This is a genomic window from Methanobacterium bryantii (assembly GCF_002287175.1).
GTDB classification, from domain to species: Archaea; Methanobacteriota; Methanobacteria; order Methanobacteriales; family Methanobacteriaceae; genus Methanobacterium_D; species Methanobacterium_D bryantii.
This window is the reverse complement of sequence record NZ_LMVM01000040.1, coordinates 1-21,235: the sequence shown is the minus strand read 5'-3', so window position 1 is coordinate 21,235 and position 21,235 is coordinate 1. Positions and strand designations below refer to the sequence as shown.

The 21,235-nt window shown below is 32.9% G+C and carries 21 protein-coding genes; 17 read left to right on the top strand and 4 right to left on the bottom strand.

Annotated elements, in window-relative coordinates:
- On the bottom strand, positions 1–648 hold the full coding sequence (locus ASJ80_RS15145; RefSeq protein WP_069583940.1) for a flavin reductase family protein: 648 nt from the start codon (positions 646–648) through the stop codon (positions 1–3).
- A gap of 318 nt (positions 649–966) precedes the next feature.
- On the opposite strand from ASJ80_RS15145, the gene hisF reads away from it, so the two are divergent.
- The 3 genes from hisF to ASJ80_RS15130 all read left to right on the top strand — a co-directional run bounded on the left by hisF (position 967) and on the right by ASJ80_RS15130 (position 5,211).
- The gene (gene hisF / locus ASJ80_RS15140) at positions 967–1,791 is read left to right on the top strand and encodes an imidazole glycerol phosphate synthase subunit HisF (RefSeq protein WP_069583939.1); all 825 of its coding nucleotides are present in this window, start codon (positions 967–969) and stop codon (positions 1,789–1,791) included.
- Positions 1,792–2,295: 504 nt separating this feature from the next.
- Positions 2,296–3,222, top strand: coding sequence for a HEAT repeat domain-containing protein (locus ASJ80_RS15135; protein ID WP_069583938.1), 927 nt, complete (start codon positions 2,296–2,298; stop codon positions 3,220–3,222).
- Positions 3,223–3,534: 312 nt separating this feature from the next.
- Positions 3,535–5,211, top strand: coding sequence for an NAD-dependent malic enzyme (locus ASJ80_RS15130; RefSeq protein WP_069583937.1), 1,677 nt, complete (start codon positions 3,535–3,537; stop codon positions 5,209–5,211).
- 89 nt (positions 5,212–5,300) lie between these two features.
- On the opposite strand, the gene ASJ80_RS15125 is transcribed toward ASJ80_RS15130, so the two are convergent.
- On the bottom strand, positions 5,301–5,942 hold the full coding sequence (locus tag ASJ80_RS15125; protein WP_069583936.1) for a hypothetical protein: 642 nt from the start codon (positions 5,940–5,942) through the stop codon (positions 5,301–5,303).
- Between the two features lie 198 nt (positions 5,943–6,140).
- Here ASJ80_RS15125 and ASJ80_RS15120 point away from each other — a divergent pair, with 198 nt between their 5' ends.
- Positions 6,141–6,713, top strand: a complete 573-nt coding sequence (locus ASJ80_RS15120; protein WP_069583935.1) for a DNA-3-methyladenine glycosylase I — start codon at positions 6,141–6,143, stop codon at positions 6,711–6,713.
- A gap of 375 nt (positions 6,714–7,088) precedes the next feature.
- Here the strand turns inward: ASJ80_RS15120 and ASJ80_RS15115 are convergent, their stop codons facing one another.
- A complete protein-coding gene (locus ASJ80_RS15115) occupies positions 7,089–7,709 on the bottom strand; it encodes a TMEM175 family protein (protein ID WP_069583934.1) in 621 nt (206 codons plus the stop codon).
- 202 nt (positions 7,710–7,911) lie between these two features.
- On the opposite strand from ASJ80_RS15115, the gene ASJ80_RS15110 reads away from it, so the two are divergent.
- On the top strand, positions 7,912–9,279 hold the full coding sequence (locus ASJ80_RS15110) for a cation diffusion facilitator family transporter (protein ID WP_069583933.1): 1,368 nt from the start codon (positions 7,912–7,914) through the stop codon (positions 9,277–9,279).
- A 294-nt stretch (positions 9,280–9,573) separates the two neighbouring features.
- Here the strand turns inward: ASJ80_RS15110 and ASJ80_RS15105 are convergent, their stop codons facing one another.
- A complete protein-coding gene (locus tag ASJ80_RS15105) occupies positions 9,574–10,275 on the bottom strand; it encodes a DUF4013 domain-containing protein (protein ID WP_069583932.1) in 702 nt (233 codons plus the stop codon).
- Between the two features lie 93 nt (positions 10,276–10,368).
- Here ASJ80_RS15105 and ASJ80_RS15100 point away from each other — a divergent pair, with 93 nt between their 5' ends.
- The 12 genes from ASJ80_RS15100 to speB all read left to right on the top strand — a co-directional run bounded on the left by ASJ80_RS15100 (position 10,369) and on the right by speB (position 20,938).
- Entirely contained in the window at positions 10,369–10,989 is a 621-nt protein-coding gene (locus tag ASJ80_RS15100; RefSeq protein WP_069583931.1) for a DNA-3-methyladenine glycosylase, read from the top strand.
- 277 nt (positions 10,990–11,266) lie between these two features.
- On the top strand, positions 11,267–11,968 hold the full coding sequence (locus tag ASJ80_RS15095) for a hypothetical protein (protein WP_069583930.1): 702 nt from the start codon (positions 11,267–11,269) through the stop codon (positions 11,966–11,968).
- 898 nt (positions 11,969–12,866) lie between these two features.
- Positions 12,867–13,556, top strand: coding sequence for a GAP family protein (locus ASJ80_RS15090; protein WP_069583929.1), 690 nt, complete (start codon positions 12,867–12,869; stop codon positions 13,554–13,556).
- Positions 13,557–13,754: 198 nt separating this feature from the next.
- Positions 13,755–14,345, top strand: a complete 591-nt coding sequence (locus ASJ80_RS15085) for a helix-turn-helix domain-containing protein (RefSeq protein ID WP_069583928.1) — start codon at positions 13,755–13,757, stop codon at positions 14,343–14,345.
- Between the two features lie 208 nt (positions 14,346–14,553).
- Positions 14,554–15,129, top strand: a complete 576-nt coding sequence (locus tag ASJ80_RS15080) for a flavodoxin family protein (RefSeq protein WP_069583927.1) — start codon at positions 14,554–14,556, stop codon at positions 15,127–15,129.
- A gap of 72 nt (positions 15,130–15,201) precedes the next feature.
- On the top strand, positions 15,202–15,819 hold the full coding sequence (locus ASJ80_RS15075) for a DUF998 domain-containing protein (protein WP_069583926.1): 618 nt from the start codon (positions 15,202–15,204) through the stop codon (positions 15,817–15,819).
- A 257-nt stretch (positions 15,820–16,076) separates the two neighbouring features.
- Complete coding sequence (locus ASJ80_RS15070) at positions 16,077–16,928, top strand: hypothetical protein (RefSeq protein WP_069583925.1); 852 nt, start codon at positions 16,077–16,079, stop codon at positions 16,926–16,928.
- 31 nt (positions 16,929–16,959) lie between these two features.
- Positions 16,960–17,082 (top strand): flavodoxin domain-containing protein, encoded by a 123-nt coding sequence (locus ASJ80_RS17755; RefSeq protein WP_255360695.1) that lies wholly within the window; start codon positions 16,960–16,962, stop codon positions 17,080–17,082.
- A 25-nt stretch (positions 17,083–17,107) separates the two neighbouring features.
- The gene (locus tag ASJ80_RS15065; RefSeq protein ID WP_245837600.1) at positions 17,108–17,497 is read left to right on the top strand and encodes a flavodoxin domain-containing protein; all 390 of its coding nucleotides are present in this window, start codon (positions 17,108–17,110) and stop codon (positions 17,495–17,497) included.
- 840 nt (positions 17,498–18,337) lie between these two features.
- On the top strand, positions 18,338–18,472 hold the full coding sequence (locus ASJ80_RS17750; RefSeq protein WP_255360709.1) for a hypothetical protein: 135 nt from the start codon (positions 18,338–18,340) through the stop codon (positions 18,470–18,472).
- 836 nt (positions 18,473–19,308) lie between these two features.
- Positions 19,309–19,896, top strand: a complete 588-nt coding sequence (locus tag ASJ80_RS15055; RefSeq protein WP_069584531.1) for a hypothetical protein — start codon at positions 19,309–19,311, stop codon at positions 19,894–19,896.
- Positions 19,897–20,008: 112 nt separating this feature from the next.
- Positions 20,009–20,938 carry an agmatinase gene (gene speB / locus ASJ80_RS15050; protein WP_069584532.1) on the top strand — a complete coding sequence of 310 codons (930 nt, stop codon included), beginning with the start codon at positions 20,009–20,011 and terminating at the stop codon, positions 20,936–20,938.
- Positions 20,939–21,235: the final 297 nt, after the last annotated feature.

Here is a 21,235-nt window from a genome sequence, read left to right as displayed (position 1 = left end):
TCATTTACCTGTATCCGGTACCTCTTTTTTCTCATACATCCAGGATAATGGGTCTTTACCATCTTCAAACATAGCCCCATAAGGTTCGAATTTATCGATGCTCTTAACAGTGCAGAAATGCATTCCCCTGTCCGATTCAGTCATCATTAATGGTTTAGCCTTTTCTAGATCCCATGAACCATCTTCAGGGTTGTAAACATCATCATCTATCTCCAGATGTACTACTTTACCCATAATAAGCAAATAAGGGACACCATTATACTCTTCTTCATGCATGCTGTGCAGTTTACATTCCATCCATGCATAACATCCATCAATTCCAGGTGCTTGAACTTTTGTGGAAGGTTTTTCTTTTAAATCTGCCAGTTCAAATTCATTAACATCAAAAGGAACATGCATAGCCGTTGGCATCACTTTATCAGCCATATTGGCACCAGGCATGTTAATAACAAATTCTTCTGTACTTTTAATGTTAACAAATGTATCTCTCATTTTCGCTGAAGCTACACACACCAGATCAAATGGGCGTAAAATAGGCATTACACATGAATAAGGTGCTATGTTTCTAACGCCATCTTCACTAACTGTAGAAATAAATGATACAGGCAATGGTATCAGCGACTCTCTCTTAAAATTTTCTAATATCATATTACCACCGTTATTCCTTGAATTTTAACCTATATAAATATTAGCTTCTTATTAAATAGTATTACTAATTTAGCAAAGTTCAGCTGAAATTTATTACCTTATTTAACTAAAATGTTGGCTTATTCAGTAAAATAAATAAATTTACAGATTTTAAAATTAAAATAAAGATTTTTAAGCTTAAAAATTAATTTTTGTATACCGCAGAATATAAATTACCACATAACCAATTAAATTAATAAAAATAATATTTTATCAGGAATTAAAAAATAAGACGAATTACACCAAATAACCTTAAAAATAAATAAAAGAGGTAAATTAATGCTTGCAAAAAGAATTATACCATGCCTTGACTGTGATTTAAACGTGCCGCACGGGCGTGTTGTGAAAGGTGTTGAATTTAAACAGATCCGCTATGCTGGAGAACCTGTAGACCTTGCAACTCGTTACTATGAAGAAGGTGCAGATGAAATTGTATTTTTAGATATTACTGCATCTCACGAACGTCGAGAGACCATGACTGATGTTATTAAAGCCACCACAGAAAATGTATTCGTCCCCATTTGTGTGGGCGGGGGGATAAGAAAGCCAGAAGACTATGTTAACATGCTAAAAGCCGGTGCTGACAAATGTTCTACAAATACTGCCGCTATTCACAATCCAGATCTTATTAACGAAGCTTCAAAAGTTGTAGGTTCACAGGCATGTGTAATCGGGATAGATGCAAAGCGCCGCTACGTTGAAAACCCAAAAGAAAGTGAAGATAAGATCACAGTTGAAACAGATAAAGGTTACTGCTGGTTTGACTGCAGCATATATGGAGGGCGCGAATTCACTGGAATCGATGCAATTGCATGGGCTATTGAATGCGAAGAACGTGGAGCCGGTGAAATCCTGTTAACATCCATGGACCGCGATGGAACCAAAGATGGGTACGATAATTATCTTAACAAAGCCATAAGTGAGGCTGTAAATATTCCAGTCATTGCATCGGGTGGTGTAGGTAATCCAGAACATATTTACGATGCGTTTACACAAGGCAAAGCAGATGCCGCTTTAGCTGCCAGTATCTTTCACTTTAAAGAGTATTCTGTAGGTTCTGTCAAGGAATATTTAAAGAAAAGAAGAATTCCTGTCAGACTATAATTGTCAGGAGGAATTTAATTATGCTCTTTAAAAAAAATTAAATTTTGAGTAATCCCTTAAAATATCCATAGATCTAGTTTAGAATTTAGATATTTCAGATCATTTCTCAAATTTGTAGATAACCTGCTTAAAAGTACCTTTTAATACAAATTAAAAGTTAATTTTAACTTATGAAAATCTAAATACATGTTAATTAATTAATAATTTAAAATTAAAGGCAAATATTATTTATTTTGTACTTTTACTAATTATAGACATTTAAAAATATATAATTAAGTTTAATATTCTATTTTATGGATTAAATAAAATGAATAATATTTTATAATATTTTTAAAATGTTATTAGATTAAATATTATATTTAAAGTGTCTTTTAGTCTTTTTTTTAGCTATAATCTGTTAATAAGTTATTATTAATATATAGGAAAATTTAAAAGTTATATTATTCATATCACAGTATTAACTAAAAATATTATATGAGGCAAAATTGCGGGAATGTGAGTTAAATGAAAGGAGAGCATGATCTATACGATAGAGTCAGTTTAAGTTCAGATGTGACGGTTTGTGAACTAGAAAAATATGAAAATGAATCTAATTTTGAAGTAATGGAAAATATATCCTTTAATAGATGTATTATATGTGGTAAAATTATAGCTCCCTGGGAAATTTACGACCATAAATACTGTAAATATTGCGCAGATGTGATTAAATCTGCAAAAAACAAGCCTTATGGTACGTGTATTGAATGCAATAACCCTTTTCCTATTTCCCAGCTCTATAAATTAAAATACTGTCCAGATTGTGCAGAAAGAATTCGCACCTGCGAATGCTGCAACACAGAATTCGTTTTTGAAGACGAAAATTCTTTTATTTGCCCATCATGCATAAATACATTATCTAAAGAGTGTATCAAATGTGGAAAAGAATTCATTCCGGAAGGAAATTACAGTTATTTCTGTACTTCCTGTTATAACGAGTATAAAAGAAATATGGAAATTCAAATCCTGAAAAATTCATCCCACGATATAGAACTTTATAAATCACATAATAAAGAATCAGCTGATTTTAATTCTTTAATTAAAAATTTGAATGGGAACAATCCAATTAAACGAGCACTCGCCCTGGAAAATGTATTTACTATTAAAAATAAAGATGCGTTACCAATAATAATCAATGCTTTAAAAAATAGAGATATGAATATCAGATGGAAAGCAGCTAAATACCTGGGCATTTCCAGAGACAAAAAGGCGGTAAAACCTTTAATTGAAGCATTGAAAGATAAAGAGTTTATTGTCAGGAATAACGCTGTTTGGAGTCTGGGAGAAATAGGAGATAAAAGGGCCATAAAACCTTTAACTCTAGTTTTAGAAGATGAAAATAAATATGTAAGATGTAGCGTAGAAGAAGCTGTTGAAAAGATAAGAAATAATTAGAACAGCAGCTGTTATATCTATTACTTGAAAATAAAAATTAATAATTGGTTTAACGCCTAAGCAAGGAGTATGTTAAAACGTTTTTAGTAAAAATTAATTTATTTTCCATTAAAAACTATTTATAACAATATTACATTTAATTTCAGCCACATATATCCTTAAAATAAATTAGGACTCTAAATTAGGAAACTAGGAAGAACAGACCAACATAAACCCATAAAATATATATGATATTATTAAATAATATTAATATTATATGTAACAATATTTCCTAAAAAGGGAGGGTTTTTAGTTAGATTTATAGCTGAAAATATGGAAAAAAATGGAATCAAATACATCGAAACTGATCTTAAAGGTATTCAACTCCTAAGATCAGCTCAATTAAATAAGGGCACTGCTTTTAGTGATACAGAACGAAAAAAATTTTTCTTAAAGGGCCTGCTGCCGCCGGTTATAGAAACTATAGAGGATCAGATGCAAAGAGCTTATCATCAATATTCTCTGCAGACAAATGACCTTCAGAAGAATATATTTTTGAATAATCTTTACAATACCAATGAAACCCTCTTTTTCAGGCTTATCTCAGAGTATATTGAAGAGATGATGCCCATAATTTACACCCCAACTGCAGGGCTAGCTATCCAGCATTACAGTAGTGAATTTAGAACACCCCGCGGTATTTATATTTCTTATCCTGATCAGGACAATATTGACGAGATCCTGAATAATCTAAGCAACGATATTGATCTGATAGTTCTAACTGATTCTGAACAAATACTTGGAATAGGCGACCAGGGAGCCAATGGAATCGGAATTTCAGTAGCTAAAATTGTAATTTACACCCTATGTGCCGGCATTAATCCCAAAAAAATGCTTCCAGTGATGATTGATGTTGGAACCAATAATCCCCAGTTACTTCGTGACCCTCTTTATATAGGCTGGCGTCATTCCAGGATCCAGGGAGAAGAATACGATCAATTTGTAAGTAAGGTAGTAAAAGCCATCAAACAAAAATTTTCAGATGTGTTTCTCCAATGGGAAGATTTCGGAAAGACAAAAGCTCGATGCAACCTGGACCAGTATCAGGATAAGATATGCACATTTAATGATGACATACAGGGTACTGGCGCCGTTGCCATGGCTGCTATCATCAATGCTTCAAAGTTAACCCATACCAAACTATCAGATCACAGAATAGTGATTTTCGGTGCTGGAACAGCTGGCTGCGGTATTGCAGACAGGATCTGTGAATGGATGATAAAAGAAGGGCTGAGTTCTGAAGAGGCCCGTTCAAAGTTCTGGCTTATGGACAGTCAAGGGCTTGTAACAAATGATAGAGAAAACCTCGATTATTTCAAAGCTTCATATGCCAGACCACAGGAAGAATCTCAAAACTGGGATAAAAAGAGCAAAACTACATCTCTTTTGGATGTAGCTTGCAATGTAAAGCCCACTATCCTTATTGGTACCAGTGCAGTGAATAGTGCCTTTGATATAGAAGTAATTAAAGCCATGGCTTCGGGTGTGGAATATCCTATCATTTTCCCGCTTTCCAACCCTCCCATAATGGCAGAGGCAACTCCTGAAAATATACTCCGCTGGACAGATGGAAATGCCCTTGTAGCCACGGGAAGTCCTTACGCGGATGTTATATTAAATGGTAAGTCCATATCAGTGGCCCAATGTAATAATGCATTGATATTTCCAGGGCTGGGCCTAGGAATAATATGTGCTCATGCAAAAAGAGTGACATCAGGAATGATTGATGCAGCGGTTAAAGAACTGAGCAATTCTGTTAACCTGCAAGATGATCACCACTCCAGATTACTTCCTGAAGTCTCAAGATTGCAGGAAGTGAGCAAAAAAATCGCAGTAGCAGTGGTTAAGAAAGCTATTGAAGATGGAACTGCCAAAATTAACCCAAATAGAGATATTATTGAATTAGTTAATGAAAACATCTGGAAGCCTGTTTATGTTCCATATCATTAAATAAAACACCTTAAGATTAAGGAAATTACGAATTTCCCAACATGAAAATCGTGAGATTTTCATACTTCTAAATAAATTACCCTTCTATTTTAACCTAAAATTATCTGAGAAAACAGTATAAAAAGAACAAAGATAGCTAAAATTACTATTGCATATCTCTTTGAAGATCCCCCTGTAATGTCTTCATTTTTAAATCCAAAAAATGCATTGATGTTGATGAAATGAAAAACTGTTCCTAAAAATAAAATGAGTAGTAAATAAGGCATGGGAACTGTAATTGTAGCTATAATTATATAAAACAAATATTCAGCTACAAAAGCTAGCGGCCCCCTTCTCCACAATCCAAATCCAAACTTAATATCATTACTGCTAAATCCAAACACGGGTAAATCTTTAATGTGCACCATAACATCCAGGATCCAATGGGATATTGAAGCTATAACAAAAATCACTGCTATAAATGGATTTTTCAAAAACAATGCAAGAACTAAACCTATTATCAATGCCAAAATACTTGTAAGTACCAGAGAATGGGATATAGGGTAACTTTCAAATACAATATCCGACATTAACGGCTTATTTTTATCAAATTTGGCCTTTTCAACACCTGATATAACCAAAATTGACCAGAGAATGTCTGGAAATGAAACCCCAAGAAGAGGAATGATAATTGGAACTCCTGAAAACATATATCCTATCAGGAAAGCAGCAGCAAAATGTCCAATAAACATTTTAAATCACAACTATTTCTATTGTTTTAATATAATAAACAAGTTTGTTATAAATGTTTTTAAGCTTTAAAAGATAACATAATGCAAATATTCTCTGTTCAAGGTCTAGACATGAGTCATGAGTATTAAACTCTACAACAACAGGATATAATCTAAAATTCAAAAAATTTTTGAACCTCTAAATTAAAAATAATAAACATGAAAATCCGCTGCCCCTGGGCTGAAAAAGACCCTTTACTTATGAAATATCATGACCAGGAATGGGGCAGTCCAGTCCATAAGGATAGTCTTCTTTTCGAGTTTCTAGTATTAGAAGGAGCGCAAGCTGGATTAAGCTGGATTACTGTGCTTAAAAAACGAGAAAATTACCGTGACGCATTTGATAATTTCGATCCTGCCAAGATGGCATGCTATAACAATAACAAGATTGAAGAACTAATGGATAATCCCGGCATAATTCGCAACCGCCGTAAGATTTTGTCTGCTGTCACCAATGCAAAGGCTGTTTTAAATATTCAGCAAGAGTGGGGCTCATTTGATAGGTATATCTGGCAGTTTGTAGGCGAAAAACCTATTCAAAATAAATGGGAAAATGCCGAAGATTTACCCTCATTTACCACAGAATCTGAAAATATGAGCAAGGATTTGAAAAAAAGAGGTTTCAAATTTGTGGGACCTACCATTTGCTACGCGTTCATGCAGGCCGTGGGAATGGTTAATGACCATGTTGTAGATTGTTTCAGGTACTCAGAAATTGAAAATATAATTTAAAGACTAACTGAATAGAATCCTAAACTTTCCACTAAAATGTGAAGATTTAAAATATTTTCATTCTTTTCTTGATTCTGATATCAGAATAAACCCTAATGCCAGTAAAACAAGCCCGCCAGGTACAAATCTACCAATTAATAAACTGGTTAATAGTATAATCATGCCAATTATGCAGGATAAAATTCCCAATCTAAATTTCCATTTAGCTTGCATAGGATCATTTTATTTATATATAGAACATTCAATTACAATTTTTTCATTTAAATATAATCCATTGAATAGATATGCTAAAAATTAAAAGAATGATAATTATCTATTTTATCTGTCCGGAATTAGATTACAATTGGTTAAATAATATTATTTAACCTAACAGAACTAACTCTTCATTTGTCTTTCTATCAAATATTCTGTGGGAATTATCAAAATATACACAATAGAACTCCAATGAGGGATTATAAAAGAGAACCCCATAGCTAGCAGAGTAATGAGTATAAATGACATATAAACCCATTTATAGATAGATATTCTGACAGGATCTACTTTTTTATGGATCAACCCCCTTCTAACAGCATAAAACCAGTTTAAAGAAAGAAATACCGCAATTCCCAGCATGTTTAAATTGAAAATGAAGTGAGCCAGCGGAAATTGACCGTAATCTCCCCCAGTTAAAGTGTTAGAAAATGGGACAAGAACGATGAAAAGCAGCCATATCATATTTATCCAGAGCAGAATTTTATCCACCTTTTCTATCTGGTGAAAAGTACGGTGGTGTATGTTCCAAAACACCCCTAAAAGGACAAAACTAAGGACAAATGATAAAACATCAGGCCATATAGAATAAACAGCACTTTGGAAGGAAGCACTAGTTACCGGGCCGTTAATAGAAGGAACAGCCAAATTTAAAACCAGTATAGTCATTGCAATGGCAAATATTCCATCTACTAATGTTTCAATCCGACTAGTTGGCATAAATAAATCAGAATCTCTATATTCCATTATTATAAACTCCTATTTTAAAATTATAAATTTTAGTTGATACAAATCATATTCATCAGATAATCACAGGTATTATCAGTAATTAACTTTAATAATTCTACCTATATCTAATTATAGATGAAATTATATTTAAAAACATTCAAGTAACATGTCATTAGACTTAAGGTAATATTATTTGCAATGAAAAGACCGAGACGATAATATGAAAGATGAAAAACCAGTATTAGGTTTCGATAAATTCCTGATGATGGCACTTTTAAAGGACGGCCCATTAAGTAAAGAGGAACTATTGGAAAAAACCATCTTATTTTTATCCCTGATCTGGTACCAGCAGTTACCTGGTAAAGGCCAGCCGTTAACTCAACACTTGTTCTTTAAAGTTGCCAGTATACGCTCCAAAATAGAGGACGGAAGAGCAAGTAAAGCCACAGGTTCCCCTGAAGAGGAAATGAAAAAGCTGATTGAGAAAGACTGGGTTAAATTAAACGATGCAAACAAATATGAATTGACCCCTGAAGGTCTGAAAAATGCCAAAATATTCAGAGAGCACATGGAGAAAAGTGCTTCATCAGCAGAGGGTGAATTAACACCGTCCAGTACTGCCAAAAACACCACTTTTTTAGATGCCTTCCTTGCAGTGCTTAAACTGGGCAGTGGTTTAATAAGCGGCAGTGTCGGTCTAATTGCCGACGGTACAGATGCCACTATGGACACAATTGAAGCTATTTTAGTTTGGCTAGGAATTAAATATCACAAAGAGAATTTAAGTACTATTCTGGTTATTTTAGGGTTATTTGTGGCTTCTATCAGCGTTCTATTTGATTCCATTACCCATATTTTAGGAACATTAGCCGGTACTTCAGAACCCATGACTTTGCCATTTCTGGTTATAGCTGTTGAAGGAATAGCCATATTGGCAGCGGTCTTTTTATTCTATTATCAGCGTTTCGTTGGAAAAGTCTCCAACAGTTTGACATTGATATCACAGTCTGTGGACTCTAAAAACCATATATTCATTGGTACATCAGTTATTATAGGTGCTATTTTTGCTATATATGGTGTTTACTTCGTGGATGCAGTTATAGGCTTATTTGTAGGGGCAGGTATTTTCAGAGATGCTGTTGGATTGCTCAGGGAAGCTATTTCAGCTCAAAAAGGTGAAGAAGAAGATTATTCACAGGAATATAAACTACCACTGGAAGAATGCTGGGAAGAGAATAAATTAATGGCCTTCAGAAACTGGATATTATATGCAATATGGGCAGAAGAGCTAAAAACACAGCCTGAAATTGTAGCATCCCTTAAAAGGGCTTTTCATCCAGATAACTACATTCCAGTACTCAGCGAACTAAATGCAACCTGTAATGAATATTATGACTTTGAAGGCCAGTTTGAAATCCTCATACATCCATTAAAAGAACATGAACTTTTAATTGAGGAAATTGAAGAGTATGTTATAACTGAAAAAGGTGGAAAACATCTGAAAGCCTTTTTTGACAATTTCAGATACTACGATATCCACTACTCCGACAGAATATTGCTGGCCATGACTCAAGATACAAAAAAATGAGTAGGAAAATATACAATAACAAAAAGTCGAAGAGATATGAAACATAGAGAATGTGAAGAACGTAGATAACACGAAAGAAAGAAGGAATAAATGGTAAAATTCATAAAATAACAGGATAAAAGGTTGAAAATTTCTTATTCTACTTTTTAAATTATAAAAACAATTTGTATCTAACTATCAATTAGCATTCTCTTCATTATAACTTATAAGTTATAAGATATAAGATATAACCTAATTCATGGCTGTTTTCAAGCATATAAAAAGATAGTGATATGTTAAATGACCTAAAAAAACTTAATCATGTACTTGGAACCTTTCTAAATAGATTAATCCCATAAATCTCCCTTGAGATGCGATAATTAGAGGGTAAATCAGTAAATTAGCAGCAAAATCAGTGATGTATATATTAAGAGAAATCATTGCACCTACACTGTAAAATATCATGTGGAGAAATCCAGCAAACAATATTAAATAAGCAGCCATTATTGAAAGCCCTGTTAATGAAAGGGCATATTTTTTCAAACCAATGCATTTTATATCCTTGAACACCATTTTAAAATCAAAAGCTGCTCTTAATTGATTTTTATAAACCATACGGGGTATTGCTGTAATACTTAAGATATAAGCTGAAGTATAAAACAACGATGTAAGCATAAAAAGTCCGATCATGAGCCCCGGATTCAAAGTTGCATATCCAATTTTTACGAGCACAAACAATGCAAATTCAGAAATCAATCCCGGTAACATGAAAAATATTACCACTGCAGCGACTTTCAAACCATCAATAAACATACCTTTCCAGTTTTCAAATGGGGGCAGCTCATAGTTGCCTTCTATTGTGTTTTCAATTATCCTCATAAGGTACCCGCCTGCAAATACCGCAGGTACAATTAGAAATACGCCAGAACAAAATAAAAGCCCCAATCCCAGTATCCTCTTGGAATTAGAAAAAGGATACGAGATATACGAATCAGAAAACATTTCAGTTATATTCATAAAAATTCTCCATTTTAAATGTTAAATAACATTTCCATTAATAATATCCGTTACATTATTCTCTTTTAAACGAAATATAAATAGCTGATGTAAATGAAGCTTGAGAGATCATTTTATGAAAGAAACACGTTGATTGTGGCCAGAGAACTCTTAGGCTGTGTTTTAGTACATATAACTCCCGAAAACATAACTAAAGGTAGAATTGTAGAAACAGAAGCTTATATTGGCCCCGAAGATAAAGGTGCACATTCTTACAGAGGCAGGCATACACCGAGAATGGACCCTCTGTATAAAACAGGAGGATTTGCCTATATTTACCAGCTGCACGGTTATAATTACTGCATTAACGTGGTAACGCAGAAAGAAGGAATACCTCAAGCAGTGCTTATCCGGGCATTAGAACCTGTGGAAGGTCTGGAATTAATGGCAAAACGGCGGAAAATTGATATTTCAGATAGCAGGAAAAGTAATCTTAAAAATCTGACTAACGGTCCCTCAAAGCTCTGCCAGGCCATGAATATCAATACTTCTCTTAATGGAATTGATTTATGTGAAGATGAAATTTTTATTACAGATCAAACTGGTTTAAGGAGTGACGAAGAGGTTATAACTGCACCCAGAGTTAATATTGATTATGCTGAGGAATACAGGGATAAATTATGGAGATTTTTGCTCCGGGGAAATGCATTTGTAAGTAAAGGTTATAAAGGCTGAAACTTTAAGATAATTTTATTTATGCAAAAATAATTTTAGCAGATACTTTATTTTAATCGTGTTTATACTGTCTTTTCATTTTTGAAAGTATCACTAGCTAATATATATTTACATTTATAGGAAGTGCAAAAGTTTTTTAAACTGAAAATGTATAATTTGAATCTAGATAAGTTGATTTAAGCTATTATAATCCCCCTTTTCTAAATTATGGAAAAAGGATAATTCCAGTTACTTATACCTTAACTGAAAAAAGCATGGTATTTGGAGCGTTAACAGCATGATCAAAACACTTGAGCTAGACTCTTTCGAACAGTACTCTACCATGGGGAATGCCCCAAAATGCCCAAAATGCGGCATTAAAACATGTTTTAATCCATACAGTGATTCCTATAAATGTATTGCATGCGGATATACCAAACACGTGTCGGAATTAGCTAAAACTCAGAGCTACGTTTCTTTTAGAGATTCCATTGATTTAAACCAGGACAACAAATATAAAGACCCTTCTTTTATCAACCCATCTAAAGATGAATATAAAACCTGGAACCACATTAAACAGCTTTCAAAAAAATCTTACGGAAAATACGACAGAAACTATGAGGCCGAGAAGAAAAGAAAGCAAAGAACAGAAAAATATCATTCATATATCGATATTATCGGCAGTTTAATTAAAATGGATCCCTACTCAATTATAGATGCCAAAGAAATGGTCATATACATCATGAACCAGGACAGGGCCATGAAAAATCTCTGCGGTAACTGTAAAATAGAAGTAATTCTATCCTCCATATGCCTTTACACTGCATTTACTAAAAATAATGCATCACTTAATCCTGATTTACGCTCTAATCTAGATGACTACTGCTCAGGAAAACTCACTGACAGGTCAATTAGTACTATATCGCCTAGAGCAGAGCAATATTATGAAAAAACCTTTAAATTAAAGTTTAATGCAGGATACATTATGGATGGAGAATAGTCCCGCTGTGTCCCATATAACTAACAAGTTGGAGAGAAGCCAGCAGTTGATTATTTCTTTTTCTAATAATGATTTAATACATTAATTTTATATTTTAAGTAAACTTTTATCTTGTTTTAAAGATTAGCGGAATTACAATCCGTCATAGCTTCAAATTCTTATTTTAAAGAAACTTATCTATTAAAATTTGTACACCAAAAAATCTCGCTGTGTCCCATATAAACAATAAGTTGGAACATACCAACAATTAATTCTAGTTTTAATTAAAATTTTATAATGTCTAATTTTACATTTTAGATGAATATTTACTTGATTTTTCAAAATTAGATCATAAACTATAATATTATCTGATACATTTAATCCACTGTGTCCCACATAACTAACAAGTTGGAAACATACCCAATCAAGTCTATTTCTGATATTTTTACATGCCTATTTTTGAGTTTTAATAGATATTCTCAATTAGTGGATTATGATTTTATTTTAAATGGATCTTCTTTAGCTTATATTCCTTTGCTGTGTCCCATATAACTAACAAGTTAGAAAGAAACCAAAACTAATTTTATATATTTTAAATACTTTAAAACACTTATTTTTACATATAAGCTAAATATTAATCTAATTTTAAAAATTAATTGGATTATAATAATTTATGTCTCAAATCTTGTTCTAAAAGTAGTTATTTATAATTCATCCCGCTGTGCCCCATATAATTAACAAGTTGGAAAGGAGCCGGCGCCTAATTCTATTTTTGATTAAAATTTTATAATGCTCACATTTGTATTTATTCCAGATTAACATATTCAACTAATTTTAATTTATCCGGATCATGACATATGCCTACACCTTAGTAATAAAACATACAAATTTATTACTATCAAAGAACATAATATAACTAATGCCTGAACTGAACTCCTTAATTGCCAGCATTCTACCCTATGCCCTAGGTGCAGCAGTAAGCCCTGTTATCTTAGCCACAATATTAACTACTGTTTCTCCCACAAGAAGCCCGCGCTTAGCTTCATTCTCCTATTTGTTTGGCGCGATTATATTTTTCCTTATTGTGGCATTTTCAGGCATGTATATTGGCAGTGGCCTTTCTGCTGTAGCCCTGGGTACAATCCACATCGGTGCCATAACAGAAGTTGTTTTAGGCAGTATTCTGGTTATTATAGCGTTGAAAAGTATTTGTATCCGTGAAGAATCTCGAGAAGGGGGGCTTATTGGATTTATAAGTTCACTTCGAGAAGATAGGAATTCTTCAACCTTCATAAAATTTTTCTACTTTGGATTTATCGCTTTCCTGGCCAGTTTCGTTACAGATATTCTTGTACTTCAGGCAGGCACTCTTATTGGGCTTTCGAATCCAGGATTTGCGCTAGCTGCAGAAACAGTTATCATATTAGGTATTATTACACTTTTAGTGGCCGAAATATCGTTCATTATTTATTTAATATTTGCAAGTAAAGCAAGGAAAATATTAACTCCTGCCCGTAACTGGATAATTAATTACAGTGACTATTTTACAACTATAGTATATCTAATTCTGGGCTTTTTCTTCCTTATTAGAGGATTCATGTTTATTTAATTGGATTTAAATTTTGGCAGTTTCTAGCCTGTTAACTTAATTAAACTATTAAAACATGTATTCACTTCCTTTTAAACTCTTATACTCCCTTTTAATTTGCAACGGACCATTATATTCATATATTCAGTTTAAAGTAGTAATAAAAACTATAATTTTATTACATTAAGTTAACATAATATTAAACGCGAGGTGTTTTCCATGCCAGATATTATAACAACAATTAAAGATCCTGAAGATATTCATTTTATTCTTAAAAAGAAAGAAATTGAAGCTGAAAACGTGATAATTTTAACCAAAGGCGATATTCACGGGCTCTTAAATGTTGAAAGAGAGGGATACACTATCAAATTTTTAGAAGGAGACTTCTTCGAAATACTGCAGGATATTAAATGTGTTTTTAACCTTGCCCCAGAGCCATGCTTCATTGCAGGCGAAAATGAACTCGACATTTATGTGACTTATTATCTAGCTCAACTCCAAAAAACAATTCCATTCTACGTTTTAGATAATAATAAACTTATATTATTGCCAGTGAGTACTTCACATGCATTTACTCACGTTAAAAAGCAGATAATGGAATATTTACATGACCATAACCCGTCCAAGCCTGACGACGTTGTAAGCCATTTAACCAGAGAATCAGGAGCCAGGGGCAGGAAAGATACATATTCAAAATTAACCATCAACCAGTATTTGCATGAGCTTGAAAGCGCTGATTTAATTAACAGTGAAGGTAACAAATACTCACTCAACGATAAAGGCTCCAGATTCATGGAAATTCTAAGGTAACATCTTAAAATTAAACTCTTTTTATTTTTAAAATAACAATTGTTTAACTATTTTTTAATATTTTAACCAAAGCTATGGTTCATGTGATTAATTTTAAACATCATTACTAAGTTTTAAAATATTTATATCATTTTTAAAAATTTAATCCAGTGAACTATAAATAGAGCATCGCTACAACTCCATACCATATTAGAAAAAGGGGATCAAAATGGAAAAGAAGAAAGTAGCAAAATATGTTGGACTAGGAATAGTTTTAATCGTTCTGATAGCTTTCGCATCTATAGGTCTTGTAATGGGAGATGTTATGAGCTATACAGCAACAGGTTCACAAACTTTAAATCCCAACGGAACCTCAGCTGGAAAAGCATTAGTAGTTTACGATCCAGGAATTACAGGAACAGCGAAAAACGCGGCCGCAGTAATTGCGGGTGATTTACAGTCAAAAGGGTATACAGTCACTTTAGCAGGGATCAAAAGTTCAAACGTCATGAACACGGCAGGATACAACGTTATTGTTATTGGAGGGCCGGTTTATGCTGGACAACCTGCAAGTTCATTACAGTCCTATTTATCAGATATAACTCCGCCTAAAGAAGCAAAAATTGGCATATTTACCACAGGATCAGTAACTGCAAACAGTAATAATACTGCATTCATCAAAAAAGAAATAGCTTTGAATAATACCAATATATACCAGGTAGATGATGTAATGAAGTTTGTAGATACAAACACCATCAATCAAAAGGCTAATGAATTTGTAAACGCTTTGCTAGGACAGGGCTGACTTAATTTCAATATGGTCTAGGTCACAGCTAAAATGTGTCGCGTGATGTAATTACGTTAATGGAGCATAAAAATGATATCTAAAACTGAAGCAAAATCAATTCGTTACCAAAAAACAGCCGGTTTATTAATGGTTATTAGCGGTATTCAGTTTATGTTACTTGTAAGTGTTGCTGAAACTTTGTATCCTGGCTATAATACAGCAAAATATGATCTCAGTTCCCTGGCTGATTTACCCATACATGAACCTTCAGCAACTATTTTCAATGTAACGGTATTTATAGCAGGTTTACTGGTTTTTATAGCTGCTTACTTTATATATAAACGATATCAGAGCAGAATTTTCCCTGCATTTTTGGGCATTCTTGGAATTGGGGCTATGGGAGTAGGCATATTCCCAGGATACAGTGGAAATGCACATGTTATTTTTGCAATGACATCCTTTATCTTTGGAAGCTTAGCCATGTTGACGTCTTTCACTATTTTACGGGATTCACTTCTCAAATATGTTCTTATAATTCTTGGTGCAGTTGCCTTTATTGATATTCTGCTTGTGATTATTCTGCAGGACTCGAGCCCTTTTATGGTATTTGGTACAGGTGGAGCTGAAAGACTTATTGTCTATCCAGTTATTCTTGGTGTAATTGCTTTAGGTGGTTATTTAACAGGATCAATACATCAAGAAAGTTAATTGGGTTATAAAGGAAATAATGCTCTGTTGAGAGCATTATATTTTTGATTTTTAATTCTAACTAAAATTTTAATTTTAAATCTAAAAAATACAAAAATATGCGCATTTTCAATAAATATAAGATACCATACCTCTTATTTTATGTTTATATTCATTTTAAAGTCTTTATTTATAGTATTTAAATCATAACCACAACCTTTATATACTTTGGTAATATATTACCTATACAAGTAATATATTACCTTTGGAGGGAAAAAATGGACAAAAAAGTAGTATATATAAATTCAATTTTTATCGCTGTTCTTGCAGGCATAGCAACTCTATCCGGCTTATTCTGGAAAGGACTGTATAAACACGAAACAATTTCCATGACAGCTCAAGCTATGGGCCAGGACTTAATTACACTGATAATAGGTATTCCAGTACTTATGGGATCTCTTTATTTAATCCAAAAGAATTCGCTTAAAGGCAATTTAATCTGGATGGGAACTCTGTTTTACTTCCTTTATTCTTACGCATCAATGTCATTTTTAGCATCATATAATCAGTTATTCCTGGTTTACGTGGCTTTGTTTTCTCTATCACTGTACACTTTCATTTATGGGCTGTTATCACTGAATGTAAAAACTATCAAGGAAAGTATAACCCATGGAAAGACCAGCAAAATAGCAGGTGCGTTCCTAATATTTTCAGGAGCAATGGTAGCCTTAATGTGGATAAAAATGATAGTTGATTCATTATTAACAGGTATTAGTCCAGCCGCACTGGAAAGTTACACTACACTGGTTATTCAAGCCCTGGACATAGGAGTGGTTTTCCCTGCCATGCTAATTGCAGGCATATTAATTATAAAAGGTAAAGAATGGGGATATGCTCTGGTATCTATACTCCTAATAAAAGCATCGCTTATGGGAACTGCCCTGCTTTCCATGATATTCTTCATGGCACAAAATGGAGTAAGTCCAGCAATCGGACAGGTTGTTATCTTTGCAATAATAACCGTTACAGGAATTTTAATCTCAGTTATATTCTACAGCAAGATAACCCCACCATACAAAAATAGGTACACTGAATCTAATAAAAATAGAGAAGCAGCTACTGACCTGTAAAAATAAAGAATAATATTACAAGGTAATTAAAATGAAAGTGTTAATCGTTTATGGGACAAGATACGGCACAGCTGCCGAAATTGCAGAAGAAATAAGAAAAGTTATAGAAAGGGAAGGTATTGAAGTTGATTTAGTAGATTCTAGGGGGCATTAAAAACTACGATATTCCACCTTATGACATGGTAATTATAGGAAGTGGGATCAAAATAGGCAAATGGACCAAAGGACCGCTTAAATTCATGGAAGATAATAAATCTACCCTTTCAGATAAAAAGGTGGCACTTTTTGTCACATGCAGTGCCGCCAACATGGAAGAAACCATAACAGAAGGACAGGAAAAATACCTGGATGAAGTGGCTCTAAAATATTTATCGGGTGAACCTGTAGCTACAGGACTTTTTGGAAGCATATATGACCCAAATGCCAGCCACGGTTTAATGTATAAATTAGCCACCAGGTTCATTATCAAAAAAAGACTGGATAAACAAGGGATAGATACTAATAAACGTATCGATTACCGAGATTGGGGCGAAATAAGGGAATGGGCACTAATCTGGCAAATATGTTAAAATAACCGCCCATTAGGTTAGAATCCAAAACAAAAACCGTTAATCTATCTAACAAATTTTTACAAAAAAAATTTATTTTTTAAACAGCATAATACACCTTAACTAAAACGCTCCTGTCCATTATTATGTGCATGGTTTATACTTCATTTAGGTTATATTGAAAAAACAAAGCTTGCAAAAACTATGTTTTTGCAGCCGCAGAACGAAGCTTAAGAAAATGTGCAACATTTTCTTTGCCTGAGGAAATTAAATTTCCTCGGCCACAAAAACCTTTGGTTTTTGTAGGCTCAAAAAACCTATGATTTTTTGAAGTTCTGCAGGCTAACAAAAATCAAAGTTAGAGAAAAATGCATTTCATTTTTCTATATCGGAGGAAACTTGTTTCCTCGACCGCAAAAACCTCGGGTTTTTGCAGGCATGTAAAAAATTTTTAATTTTTTACAGTTGAAAAGCTGCGATTTTCAAACATAAAAAATCTATGATTTTTTAAGATTTTTGTGCATTCAAATCCTTGGAAAACTTTCGAAAATCATTGATTTTCGAATGCACAAACACTGTCAAAATCTACGATTTTGATGCAACAAAAAACCTGTGGTTTTTTGTAAGTTTCATGTTTGTAAGCTTTATTTTCCAGGTCTCAAAATCCTAGATTTTGAGAACCTTTGGATTTGAAAGTTTTTTTTTCAATCGGAAAAATAAAAAAATTTTTCCATACTGATTAATTTAAATTGAACTTGTTTAAAAAAAAATCCATTTATTTAACCAAAAATTACCTAGTAATTCAATAATATTTGCACAATACTCCAGACATGAGCAACTTAAAAATGAATGTGATTCTATATGTGTGAGGATAGAAACTGTGGTTGTAACCATCACCGAGGACGTCACGGAAGATACCACCGGCACCATATGAAAGGCTACAAATCAATAGTTAAAAGGACAGAAAAAGATGTAATTGTACCGAAGTTCTTTTAGAGGTTGCAGATGTAGATGTTGACGACTTTTTAGAAATTAGCATTAGAATCGTTGAAAAACACCACCACCATGGTAAGTAAAACTTACTCTTTTTCTTTAAAATTTAAATTTTATTATAATTTTCAGTTGTATTTACAGTTTAATAAATAAAATTTAAATTATTATTTGAATTTGGGAGCTATGACAATTAATTATTCCTGTATTTATAAATTCTTTACATTCTTTACCTATTTTACAGTGATTAAATACCTTTTAAATAAAATTATTTCTATTGTAACTGATCCCCCTGTTAATAATAAATGTTATATATTTAGTAATACTAAATAATACATATTACATTATAGTGTGTTTTATACGACTGGCATTGCAACAATAATAAGACATTCTGAAAATATCGATTATATTCTTGAGCAAATGAGAATACAATAGATAAAGCCATAATATTCACAAAAGAAGGATTGTATTACCCGAATAATAACGGTGCCCGTTTTATGAAGCTTTTAAGCCAATTTGTATTTAAAGTCTGGGCATATCTTCATTTAAAAGTGATTTTAAGCCACATTACAAAGTTTGGGGTGTATATAATCTCTTTAAAAAAATTATTCTCTTTAAAAATCTCAAATTATCTCTTTAATCTAAAAAATGCCAGAAATAAATTCCTATTTTTAAACAACCGAATTCTACTAAATTTTTTTGTTTTAGTTATATGCCTAAAAACTTTTTTATATGAGTTCATTATTATGGTGACTGAATTCACAATGAGTAATAAAAACTATAAATTTAATATTAATGAAAAAACATAATATCATAATATAATAAAAACACGGAGGTTTTAAATGCCAAGTCTTATAACAACAATCAAAAGGCCTGAAATTATCCAAAACATCCTTAAAAAGGAAGATTTTCAGGCCGATGAAGTTATAATGTTGTCGAAAGACGCTGAAAGAGAAAAAGATGGTTATAAAGTTATTAATTTACAAGGCGACTTCCATGAAGTTGTAGGCGAAATTAAAAATGTTTTTGAAGAAGTTGAAGACCCCTATTTCATAGCTAGCGAAGATAAACTTGATCTCTACGTAGCTTATTATTTAACACAATTCCAGGCATCCACGCCGTTATATGTTTTAGACGAAGGTGGGCCTGTTTTCCTTCCTGTAAATCCTGCTCATCGTTTTGGTAGTACAAAGATAAGAATACTTGAAGTTTTAAGTAAAAATAATGGCATTACATTTAACCATCTTCTAACTCTCCTAAGTCGTTCATATTCTAAATCTAAAGGTAAAAGGAAAAAATATTCTGAATCAACAGTTTACCAGTACCTTCAAGAATTAGAGAATATGGGTTTAATAGATGTTGAGGTTAAAAGGAATAAAAAATATGCAATCAACGAAAATGGAATTCATTTTATAGAACACATAAAATAAAATCTAATTTTGCAATCTTATCCCTGATTCCCCTTAATTACCTTATTAAATTTAAAATCCGTATTTTACTAATTTTATTATACATTTGTGGTTAAATTGCTGGAGAAATAAGATGAATCCCAAAGAAATTGAAAATAAATTCCCCTATTCAGGAATTCCAACATTCTACAAACTCCAGCACACAACTAACTTAAAAAACGTGGATGTGGCTCTAATTGGAATCCCATTTGACCAGGGCACTACAAATCGATCTGGAACACGCTTTGGACCTCGTGCAGTCCGTATTGCATCCCAAAATTATGGAATTTACATGCATTCTGATGAAGGTGCCTATGATCTAGAGCAAAAAAAGCATATTCTCCATGATGTAACTCTCATAGATTATGGAGATGTACCTATCCTACCTACATCCACAGCCACCAATATGAAGATGATCTATGATACCTTCAAAAAAGTTATAGAAAGCAATGTTTTTCCTGTAGGTTTTGGCGGTGATCATTCAATTACTTTTCCAATTCTTGAAGCATTCGATGTCGACTTTGACATAGTTCATTTTGATACTCACCTCGATTTTACAGACAATGTATCAAATGTTAAATTTTCCCATGCAAGCCCAATTAAACGCGCATCTGGTCTTAAGACAGTTAATAACATCACACAAATTGGGATTCGTGGATTTACCGATAGAAAAGCAAATTATGACGAAGCCAAAAAATACAACTCCAAAATTATAACTGCTTCCGATGTCTTTAAAAATGGAATCCAATGGACACTCGGAAAAATACCTGAAACCGAAAATATCTATGTAACCCTTGATATTGATGCCCTTGATATCTCTGCAGTGCCTGGAACAGGTACTCCAGAGCCAGGAGGTTTAAATTACCTGCAAATGAGAGAAATATTGCAGAATTTGCCTGTAAAAGGGAATATCATCGGATTTGATGTTGTAGAAGTTAATCCGCTCTATGATGCAGGGAATATTACATCACAGGTAGCCTCTAGACTTGCCCTTGACCTTTTGGGATCGATTTATAGTAAATAACACACAACATTATGTCCTTTTTTTAACTTTCAGAATTAATTTGTATTTAAAATCAATCCCTTTACTAAATTCATTTTAAATCGTGATTTCTTTGAAGATATATTAAAAATAGTGTTATACATTCATTTAGTCTCTATTTATCGGGATTTAGATATATAACTGTAAAAAAAATTATTGAATTTTCCCCTCAATCAAAAAAGTTGATGGAATAAAGGTCAAAGGGAAGTTTTATTTTATGAACTTCGTGTTGACTTTATTCTTTTTTATGGTGTTTTTAGTGTTTTTAACAGATTTCAC